The 10,446-nt window shown below is 45.9% G+C and carries 9 protein-coding genes and 1 riboswitch (1 of these 10 cut by a window edge); of the genes, 5 read left to right on the top strand and 4 right to left on the bottom strand.

The genetic code is table 11. The features are described from left to right. Positions 1 to 5: 5 nt before the first annotated feature. The 3 genes from HYN51_RS00745 to HYN51_RS00755 form a co-directional block, all read right to left on the bottom strand. Positions 6 to 1,712 carry a ShlB/FhaC/HecB family hemolysin secretion/activation protein gene (locus tag HYN51_RS00745; RefSeq protein ID WP_108901103.1) on the bottom strand — a complete coding sequence of 569 codons (1,707 nt, stop codon included), beginning with the start codon at positions 1,710 to 1,712 and terminating at the stop codon, positions 6 to 8. A 353-nt stretch (positions 1,713 to 2,065) separates the two neighbouring features. Next, positions 2,066 to 3,514, bottom strand: coding sequence for a dihydrolipoyl dehydrogenase (locus HYN51_RS00750; protein ID WP_108901104.1), 1,449 nt, complete (start codon positions 3,512 to 3,514; stop codon positions 2,066 to 2,068). Between the two features lie 93 nt (positions 3,515 to 3,607). Beyond that, positions 3,608 to 4,360 carry a glutathione peroxidase gene (locus HYN51_RS00755; RefSeq protein ID WP_108901105.1) on the bottom strand — a complete coding sequence of 251 codons (753 nt, stop codon included), beginning with the start codon at positions 4,358 to 4,360 and terminating at the stop codon, positions 3,608 to 3,610. Between the two features lie 160 nt (positions 4,361 to 4,520). Between HYN51_RS00755 and oxyR the strand changes: the two genes are divergently transcribed. The 3 genes from oxyR to HYN51_RS00770 all read left to right on the top strand — a co-directional run bounded on the left by oxyR (position 4,521) and on the right by HYN51_RS00770 (position 6,623). Continuing rightward, positions 4,521 to 5,447 carry a DNA-binding transcriptional regulator OxyR gene (gene oxyR / locus HYN51_RS00760; RefSeq protein WP_108901106.1) on the top strand — a complete coding sequence of 309 codons (927 nt, stop codon included), beginning with the start codon at positions 4,521 to 4,523 and terminating at the stop codon, positions 5,445 to 5,447. A 140-nt stretch (positions 5,448 to 5,587) separates the two neighbouring features. Beyond that, positions 5,588 to 6,220, top strand: coding sequence for an HTH-type transcriptional repressor FabR (gene fabR / locus HYN51_RS00765; RefSeq protein ID WP_108901107.1), 633 nt, complete (start codon positions 5,588 to 5,590; stop codon positions 6,218 to 6,220). A gap of 28 nt (positions 6,221 to 6,248) precedes the next feature. After that, on the top strand, positions 6,249 to 6,623 hold the full coding sequence (locus tag HYN51_RS00770) for a YijD family membrane protein (protein WP_108901108.1): 375 nt from the start codon (positions 6,249 to 6,251) through the stop codon (positions 6,621 to 6,623). A gap of 77 nt (positions 6,624 to 6,700) precedes the next feature. On the opposite strand, the gene trmA is transcribed toward HYN51_RS00770, so the two are convergent. Continuing rightward, positions 6,701 to 7,804: a tRNA (uridine(54)-C5)-methyltransferase TrmA gene (gene trmA, locus HYN51_RS00775; protein WP_108901109.1), complete on the bottom strand. Its 1,104-nt coding sequence runs from the start codon at positions 7,802 to 7,804 to the stop codon at positions 6,701 to 6,703. A gap of 130 nt (positions 7,805 to 7,934) precedes the next feature. After that, a riboswitch (cobalamin riboswitch) is annotated at positions 7,935 to 8,140 on the top strand. Between the two features lie 69 nt (positions 8,141 to 8,209). Here trmA and btuB point away from each other — a divergent pair. Both btuB and murI read left to right on the top strand, forming a co-directional pair. After that, positions 8,210 to 10,057 carry a TonB-dependent vitamin B12 receptor BtuB gene (gene btuB, locus HYN51_RS00780; protein WP_108901110.1) on the top strand — a complete coding sequence of 616 codons (1,848 nt, stop codon included), beginning with the start codon at positions 8,210 to 8,212 and terminating at the stop codon, positions 10,055 to 10,057. A gap of 23 nt (positions 10,058 to 10,080) precedes the next feature. Beyond that, a protein-coding gene (gene murI / locus HYN51_RS00785; RefSeq protein WP_108901111.1) for a glutamate racemase crosses the window boundary here: on the top strand, positions 10,081 to 10,446 show its 5' end (the start). It continues 426 nt past the right edge of the window; only the first 366 of its 792 coding nucleotides appear in the window; the start codon lies at positions 10,081 to 10,083; the stop codon falls past the right edge of the window.

Genomic DNA, 10,446 nt, shown 5'->3' on the forward strand with positions numbered 1-10,446 from the left:
CAGTCTCAATATTGCCAACTAAGGTTAAATCCTAACGACACTGGGTTAGTGTGGAAGCCATCCGGCTTCGAGGTAGGGATTCCGGCAAAAACATCATAACTGGTGCGTAAGGCATAGCCTCTTAGCCCCAGAACGGTACCCGCTAGATGTTTTCCTAGCAGGTAATTACTTCCTCGGCCACCGACTTCGCCATAATCCATACCAACATATAACTCTTGTGCTGGCAGCGGTGTTCGCCAGGCTAATTCATTACGGGTAAACCAACCACGATCTGCCGACAGACTGAGTTCACCGTCAAAACCACGTACTGTATAGCGACCACCAATGGAAAAACGTTCCTGAGAAGTGAGGGCTGTACTTGAGGGTAGCTGGCGTTGATATTGTGAGCGAAAACTAAATTGCTGTTCAAATAGGTCAAAAGGCCAATCCAGATTAGCCGACAGCTGAGAGATCTTACTCAGCGCGGTAGCTTGCCCAATATACTCTTCTGGAGCAGGTTGTGCGCCAAACCAGCGGGTACCTTGCTGATAGGTGATGCCAGCATCCAGCGTAATAGCATCAATATAGTGGCGATGCATTAATCCTACTCGCCATGCTGCGGTATTCCGACGCTGAACTTCTACCTCAGTATCGTTAATGTAATTGTGACTTTCTCTTAGCAATACATCATATGTTAATGTCGTTTTTTGTGATGCGCCACGATGCAGTAAACGACTTAAGCCAAACGTTAGGTTTTTGCTATCGCCGCTGTAGTTATAATTCTCGATCAGGCCTGCGACTTTTTGGTTATAGCTGTAAGCGCTAGAGGTAGCATTCAGACCCCAGTAACCATAAGGCACCGAGTAGTGAGCGGCATAGTTGTGGCTTCCCCGATCGTTTTTCCACTGCAAATCGTGGCCACCGGAGATATAGAAAGTATCGTTAAGAGATAAAGGGTTATCCACATACAGGGTTAATCCTCCCTGATAGCGTCCAGTGCTTACAGTACCGGAGTCATCCAGTGAGGCACCTAATCGCCAATGACGGCTCTGTTTCCAAGTGATAGCCAGCTCGGTTTCCCCTGGTTCTTGCCCCGGTATCATGTTGATATCAGCCTGAGCAGTGGGAACTCGACGTAAATTCTCCAACCCTTGTTCAATATCTCTTAGATTGAGTAAATCACCTTCGGATACAGGAAGCGTATTGAATGTTTGAATGTAGCTATCGCTGTCCGGAGATAATGCAATACGGCTGACTTTCCCTTCCAGTACTTGCAGTTCCAGTTTGCCACGAGTTAAATCCTGCGGTGGAGCCAGTACTCGTGTGGTGATGTAGCCTCTGTCGATTAAACGGTTCTGCAGAGCGCTCATCAGTAAATTGATACCCTGCCCTCCGAGGCACTGCCCATTGGCCTGATTGGCAATAGGCTGAAGCGATAACCAACGAGTTAGATACTGGCTGCCACTCAACTCCACCTGCTTGATGGTGAAGCAGGTTTCCTCTGTGGGAAATTGTTCAATGGTGGTACTACCTGCGGGCAGTTCAGTCCGCACATCGGGAAGGTCCGGAGATAGTTGTTGTTCTAATGCTTTTTGGCGTTCTTGCTGATTAATTAGTTGCTGATCGTTGATTTTTTTAAGACCAGGGGCGGCCTCACTAATCAGAGGGATCAGTGTTATCAGTAATGGAAATGATTTTAGATAATTGTATTTTTGAGAAATTAATAATTCCATCTATTCCGAAAACGAACGCATTCCATGTCAATTGATGAGAGATTCGGGCGTAAATTATATAAGAGACATTACCTTGTCTGCTACTATTTAAGCGCCATTAGTTGAATAACATAATAGCTGTAAATTCATTAAATAGGGGAATTGTTTCTTGAAAACAAGTGAAAATTTTCTTACTTATTGTTTATATTGCCGCTATTGATAGCGGCAATGTATTACATTTATGCAATATGGGGTGATATTTCTGCCTAATGTTTGACAGTTTTACCAGATGCGTGTGTGGAGGCGGGTATCCGTTTCCAAGTTTACACTAGGCTTTCTGGTATTTTTATCAAATAAAACAGCTAATTAATATTTTATTCACCGGGGCAACGTTGACAGCGTTCTATTTCACTATCACCTAACCTTAATTTAGCGTTTAGATCGCGCAACGCCGTTCTTAATCCTTCTTCAATAACTGGATGGTAAAATGGCATATCTAGCATTTGGCTGATGGTCATTTGTTGTTGATGGGCCCAGGCTAATAAGTGAGCGATATGCTCCACATTTGGCCCCATCATTTCCGCACCAAGGAAACGACCAGTTCCCTGTTCACCATACACGTGCAGCAACCCTTTGTTTCGCAACATTACTCGTGAACGACCTTGATTTTCAAAGGAAACTTCGCCGATTTCAAAACAGCCACAGGCACTAAATTTCTGATTTAATTCGCGGTAAGTCGCACCAACCATCGCAATTTGCGGGTCAGAAAATACAACTGAAATGGCGCTACGACGAAGGCCTGGCAGAATTTCTGGATATGACCCAGCATTTTCACCAGCAATACGCGCTTGATCGCTGGCTTCGTGCAAGAGTGGTAATTGATTGCTGGCATCTCCAGCAATAAAAATATGTGAAACGCTGGTTTGCATGGTCAAACGATCGGCAACGGGTACACCGCGCGCATCAAGTTCCAGTGACGTATTTTCCAGACCAATCTTGTCAACATTAGGACGGCGACCTGTGGCTGCCAATACGTACTCAACAGTGATTTCCTGAGTTTGCCCTTGGTCATCCTTGTAGCGGATAAATACGCCATTATCTCGGCGTTCCATCTGCTCTACTTTGGCATCAGGGTAAAGTGGGAACTCTTTACTTAATGTATCTGCGGCATACTGACGAATAGCTCCATCGGTTAATGGGCCGACAGCCCCGCCTACGCCAAACATGGTGACATTCACGCCTAGGCGATGCAGTGCTTGACCTAGTTCCAAACCAATAACGCCAGGCCCAAATACGGCGACAGAGGTTGGCAAATCATTCCAGTTAAACACATCGTCGTTAATAATCAGGCGATCGCCAAGATTGTCCCAGTGTGGAGGCCAGCTTGGTCGGGACCCTGTGGCAATAACAATGCGCTTAGCCTGAATTTGTGTGTGTTTGTTTACCTGTAAGGTATTGTCATCAATGAAATGGGCATAGCCGTCGATCTTATCCTGTTGAGGGATTTCGCCAACCCCTTCCAACACAAAACCAACAAAACGGTCGCGTTCGCGCTTAACGCGATCCATGACTTCTCGCCCATCAATACGGGTTTCACCCTGTGGATGAACGCCAAATCCGGGCGCGACTTCGATGTGATGTACGGCTTCAGCGGCGGCGATAAGGAGCTTTGATGGCATACAACCCACTCTGGCGCAGGTTGTACCATAAAGACCGCCTTCAATTATAACAACGCTGGGAGTAAATCGTTTTGCTGCCCGGTAAGCACCTAGTCCTGCGGTTCCTCCGCCAATAACAGCAACATCGACCTGTAATTTTTTCATCCTTAAGACTCCTGAAATGCAAAAAAAAGGCGGACAAGCGTCCGCCAAAACTTACCATTGGCTAATTTTAAATAGAGTGGTTTAAATTCGGTTTTAAGCAGTCTCTGCCTGTTTATGAACGGCAAAGTACTTCTCTAAATCATCGCTACCGCCGATGTGGCGTCCACCAATATAAACTTGAGGAACGGTAGAACGACCAGTAATAGCACGCAGACTGACGGTTGTCGCATCGGTACCTAAAATGATCTCTTCGTATTGAAGACCGCGTTCTTGCAACATTTGCTTAGCTTTGGCGCAGAATGGGCAACCTGGCTTGGTCATCAGAGCGATAGATTCTTGCAGTTTGCAGTCCGGAGCTAGGTACTTCAGCATGGTATCGGCATCAGATACTTCAAATGGGTCGCCCGGCTTGTTTGGTTCAACGAACATTTTTTCAATGACGCCGTTGCGAACCAGCATAGAGTAGCGCCATGAACGTGGACCAAATCCTAGGTCGGCTTTTTCAACCAGCATATTCATGCCTTTGGTAAACTCACCGTTACCATCAGGAATGAAGGTAATATTGCTAGCATGTTGCTCAGATTGCCATGCGTTCATAACAAAGGTATCGTTAACTGAAATGCACAATACATTATCGACGCCGCATTTCTTGAATACTGGGGTCAGTTCATTATAGCGAGGCAGGTGGCTGGAAGAGCATGTTGGGGTAAATGCACCCGGCAGAGAGAAAACAACAACGGTCTTATTGGTAAATAACTCGTCGGTAGTAATATCAATCCATTTGTCTCCCTGACGAGTATGGAATACGGTTGAAGGGACTTTTTTTCCTTCCTGAGTTGTGAACATTCGTTAACCTCTATTTATTAATTGGAATCGGCGTTAATTTTTACCGCCGCGCGTCATGTTTTTGTTAATGAAGATTATCCATATGGTGGATTAATAGGTATAATCGTTAGTCGCTATCCTATCTATTGTCATCATCTATCTAAACGCAAGGGATTAAGCTATGAATATTCGCGATCTGGAATACCTGGTTGCACTCTCTGAGTACTGCCATTTCCGGCGTGCAGCAGATTCTTGCCATGTGAGCCAGCCAACGCTGAGTGGGCAAATCCGCAAACTGGAAGATGAGCTGGGTGTTATGTTGCTGGAGAGAACTAGCCGTAAAGTGCTATTCACACAGGCGGGGATGTTGCTGGTCGATCAGGCTAGAAAAGTGTTACGGGAAGTTAAAGTATTAAAAGAAATGGCTAGCCAGCAGGGTGAGACAATGTCCGGGCCATTGCATATCGGTTTGATTCCAACCGTTGCGCCTTATCTGCTCCCACACATTATCCCTATGTTACACAAAGAGTTTCCTAAGCTAGAAATGTATTTGCACGAGGCACAGACGAAAGATCTGCTGGCTCAGTTAGACAGCGGTAAGCTGGATTGTGCCATTCTGGCACTGGTAAAAGAGACAGAATCTTTTATTGAGATTCCTCTATATGATGAACCTATGCGCTTGGCAATTTACACCGATCATCCATGGGCTGGGCGGGACAAGATTGTTATGTCCGAGCTGGCTGGTGAAAAGCTATTAATGCTGGAAGATGGTCACTGTCTGCGAGATCAAGCCTTGGGTTTCTGCTTCCAAGCTGGAGCGGATGAAGATTCACATTTTCGTGCAACCAGTCTGGAAACGCTGCGTAACATGGTTGCTGCAGCTAGTGGTATTACTTTGCTGCCATTGCTGGCAACGCCTGCGGAGAAAGAGCGTGATGGAATCTGCTATTTACCGTGTTATAAGCCGGAGCCAAAAAGAGCCATCGGTTTAGTCTATCGTCCGGGTTCCCCACTGCGTGCTCGCTATGAGCAATTGGCTGAGACGATTGCTGGACATATGCCTGGCGTGATTGAATCAGAACAGAAGAAGATTGCGGCAATTGGATGATTACCTTGTTGGTTGAGGTAAAAGCGATGTTTCTTTTCTATTTTTCAACGGTTAGGTTTTAATACAATTGACGGTTAATGGTTGGAATACCGACCGTTGATATTCGAAACCGAAAAATGATAAGTAAGGATTTAGGCGTGATGGGCGTCAGAGCACAACAGAAAGAGCGTACTCGCCGTACATTAATTCAGGCGGCTTTCAGCCAGCTTAGTGCGGAAAGAAGTTTTGCCAGCTTAAGCCTGAGAGAAGTTGCTCGGGAAGCCGGTATTGCGCCAACCTCTTTCTATCGTCACTTTCGTGATGTGGATGAGCTGGGATTAACCATGGTTGATGAAAGCGGACTGATGCTGCGTCAACTTATGCGTCAGGCCCGCCAGCGTATTGCCAAAGGCGGCAGCGTGATCCGTACATCGGTGGCGACATTTATGGAGTTCATCAGCGACAATCCCAACGCGTTTCGTCTGTTGCTGCGTGAGCGCTCCGGTACCTCGGCCGCGTTCCGTGCTGCGGTTGTCAGAGAAATCCAACACTTTATTGCCGAACTGGCTGACTATCTGGAACTGGCAAACCAGATGCCTCGTAGTTATTCAGAGGCTCAGGCTGAAGCGATGGTCACTATTGTATTTAGTGCCGGAGCGGAAGCATTAGATATTGATATAGCCCAACGTAAACTATTAGAAGAAAAGTTGGTCTTACAGTTGAGAATGATTTCAAAAGGCGTGTATTACCTGTATCGCCGTGAACAAGAGAAAGGTGTATTGCCTCACGAATAACGGCATGACGAATAAAGGAGAAAGAGCGATGACAGATAAATTGAGTAAAGAATATGCGACATTACTGTTGGCGTTTATTGCCGGTATGTCACTTAACGGGTCGTTTAATGCGCTGTTTGATTCAGTCATTGCCTTCTCGATCTTTCCGCTAATTGCTTTGGGGTTCTCTATTTATTGCCTGCATCAGCGCTATGTGACTCAACCTATGCCAGAAGGAACCCCAACGCTGGCTTTCTCTTGTTTCCTGCTAGGATTATTTTTGTACAGTGCCGTTATACGGGCTGAATATACAGGGATGGGTTCTAACTTTTTATTGACGATTATTTGTGTCGTGTTGGTGTTCTGGATTGGTTATAAATTAAGGATCACGACTCGTCATAATGCGGTAAAACAAACAGACTAATGTTGTTCATCTAAAAAAATTATAATTTGATATACAGCCTGGCCCCAATAGATATTGGGGCTTTTTTATTGCTTTGTTCAGGCATTTTTTTCTAACAGAATGCCGCATTCCATATGGTGGGTATAGGGGAACTGATCGAAGAGCGCTAGTCGAGAAATTTGATGCGTTTGGCTAAGCGTTAACAGATTTTCACACAGCGTTTCCGGGTTGCAGGAGATATAGAGAATTCTCGGATAAGCCTGTACCATCTTCACCGTTTGTTGATCTAACCCGCTGCGAGGAGGATCGACAAAAATGGTTTCACATTGATAGCTGGTTAAATCGATACCTTTCAGGCGATTAAATTCCCGAACGCCCAACATGGCCTGAGTAAATTCTTCCGCCGCCATACGAATGATCTGTACGTTATCAATTTGGTTAGCGGCAATATTGAACTGGGCTGCGGCTACTGATGGCTTAGCGATTTCAGTCGCCAGCACCCGGTTAAAGTTGCGGGCCAGTGCTAAAGAGAAGTTGCCATTACCACAATACAACTCTAATAAATCCCCTTTTGAACCCCGAGTGATGTCGATAGCCCATTCCAACATATGAATATTCACGGCCGCATTAGGCTGCGTGAAGCTGTTTTCCGTTTGGCGATAAATCATTTTTTGTCCACCTACCGGCAAACATTCATCGACATAATCACGATCCAGACAGATTTTTTGTTTCGAAGCACGGCCAATTAACTGCAGATTAAACCCACGAGAACGTAAATCGTCTCTTAACTGCGTTGCATGTTGTAACCACAGATCGTCAAGTTGACGGTGGTAAAGCAACGAAACCACAATTTCACCGCTAATTGTGGAGAGATAATCAATCTGAAATAGCTTATGGCGCAGTGAAGCATGACGTTTTACACCGGCTAACAGCTCTGGCATTAGCCGGTTAATTAGTTCACTGGCGGCGGGGAAAACATCAACCCGAATACGCTGTTTGGTCGCCTGATCGAACATGATGTGGTACAGGTCATCCCCTTCGTGCCAGATCCTGAATTCTGCCCGCATACGATAATGGCTGAGTGGTGAGCGAAACACTTGCGGCTCAGGTGCCGAATAAGGGGCCATCATCGAGATCAATCGATGTCTCTTATCTGTCAGTTGGGCATCGTATTGGTCAGTTGGCAGCATCTCAGGGGTCATAAGTACTCTCAAGTATCAGTGTCACGAATTCATTTATTAAGGCGGAATTGTAGGGAATGATGACGTGATGTCCAGCTTTGATAAATGATTAAAAGACAATAGCAGTCTAGACATCTATACAGGATTGCTTGTAGCATGTGTGTGTTCCGGCCTCCCAGAGAGTTAAAAGGGAATCTGGTGTAAATCCAGAGCTGACGCGCAGCGGTAAACAGGAAATAGCAGCCGCCCGTTCCACAAAGTATGTTGGAGCAGGGCAGACACTGTCTTTACAGATGGGAAGTCGTTGCTAAGTTAATCTCCTTGAGCCCGAAGACCTGCCGGTATTCTGTCGCATTGATTGCAGCCGTCGCGTATACGCGCTGTTTTTTTGCGGCATCCTGCAACTAGAGTTGGATGCTTAACATTATGTCTACAAAAAATAGAGTATTAGTCGTAGCACTTTCCGCTACGGCCTTTTCCGTATGGGCTCAGGAAGAGAGCGAAAAGATAGTCGTTACTGCCAATCGGTTTCCTCAACCAGTTTCTACGGTGTTGGCACCAATGGATGTGGTCGATCATGACCAGATTGATCTTTGGCAAGCGAAAAGTTTAACCGACGTTTTGCGTCGGTTACCGGGCGTTGATATCTCCCAAAGCGGTGGTCGTGGTCAGCTATCAACGCTTTATGTGCGGGGAACGGAATCACGCCATGTGTTGGTGTTGGTGGACGGTATTCGTGTACCGGTATCTAGCATTATGGGAACTGTTGATTTCAATCAGATTCCCATTTCTCTGGTACAGCGAGTGGAATATATTCGTGGCCCACGTTCAGCCGTTTATGGTTCAGAAGCCATTGGTGGCGTTATTAATATTATTACCAACGCTGAAAAAGATAGTGCGAAGCTGGAAGCTGGTTTGGGTTCAAATCACTATCAACTTTATGACGCCAGCGTTCGCCAGACCGTTGGTGATAAAACGACACTGACGGCAGCCGGTGCTTTTGAGGACAGCCGGGGTTTCAATATACAGCCAAAGTCTTCTTATCCACCGGACAGCGATAAAGATGGATTCCGCAGCAAGTCGATTTGGGCTGGAATTGAACATCAGTTCTCATCTCAGTTTTCTGGCTTCTTACGCGGTTATGGCTATGGCAATAATTCAGAGTACGACGGAAGCTATAATGACGAACGCCAATTATATAGCCGTAACTATGATGTGGGGCTGCGTTTCCTTGAGGGAAATTACTCTTCTCAACTGATAGCCAGCTACCAAATGTATAAAGATTACAATTACGATAGCGCTAAAGGTCTGTATAACGACGGTACCTCGTTGGATGATGTGACTCAACGCAATATGCAATGGGGAAATACTTATAAGTTGGATCGTGGTGTAGTGAGTGCGGGCGTTGACTGGCGTCAGGAGAAGTTGGAGTCTTCTGATAATTATACCTCCAATAATTATCAGCGAGATAACACCGGTTTATACATGACGGGGCAAAAATCGCTGGGTGATTTTACTCTGGAAGGGGCGTTCAGAACTGATAAAAATCAGCAGTTTGGTTGGCATGAAACCTGGCAAACAGCGGCGGCATGGGAGTTTATTCCCGACTATCGCTTCACTATTTCTTATGGTACGGGATTTCTGGCACCCACGCTGGGACAACTCTATGGTTCGCAGCGCTTTTATATATCCTCTAACGACGATCTGAAACCGGAAGAGTCTCGCCAATGGGAAGCCGGATTAGAAGGCGATACCGGCCCATTAAACTGGCGTCTGGCGGCATATCGCAACAAGATAACCAATCTGATTGGCTATGAGTCCGATCCTGTGACTTGGGAAGGGCGTTACTACAATATCGAATCTGCTACCATTAAAGGAATTGAGTGGACGGGAACCTTTGATACCGGCCCGTTGGAGCATCGTATTACGTTGGAATATCTGGATCCGCGTCGGGATAAAGACAACGAAGTTTTAGCGCGTCGTTCTAAGCATAAGGCAAAATATCAGATTGATTGGAATATGCTTGGTTTAGATATGGATGTATCATATCAATATTATGGCAAACGCTATGACAACAACACCTCTGAGTATGCGAATGAGCAAAAACGCTTATCCAGCTATAGTACGGTTGATGTGTCAGCGGCTTACCCTGTGACAGAACAACTAACCGTTCGTGGCAGAGTAGCTAACTTGTTTAATAAAGAGTATGAAACAGTCAGCAATTATGAAACCGCAGGACGGGAATATTACCTCACTGCAACGTATACCTTCTAACAACAATATAAGGAGAGATCGCAATGCCAACAGCACTGGTTTTTGATTCAGGCGTGGGCGGGCTCTCCGTATTTCAGGAAATCCGGCAGATGATGCCGGATTTATCCGTTATTTATGCTTTTGATAATGCTGGTTTTCCCTATGGCGAAAAGCCTGAACAGCTGATTGCTGAACGGGTTGTCAAAATGGTCGGGGCTCTTTGTCAGCGTCATCATATTGATATTATTGTCATTGCCTGTAATACGGCCAGCGTAGTCTCTCTTCCTGCATTGCGTGAAAACTTTGATATTCCCGTTGTCGGCGTGGTTCCCGCGGTAAAACCCGCAGCTGGCCTGACGCGCAATGGTATCGTAGGATTATTGGCGACCAAGGTAACGGTTAATCGCCCT

It is taken from the genome of Limnobaculum parvum (genome assembly GCF_003096015.2).
Taxonomy (GTDB): domain Bacteria; phylum Pseudomonadota; class Gammaproteobacteria; order Enterobacterales; family Enterobacteriaceae; genus Limnobaculum; species Limnobaculum parvum.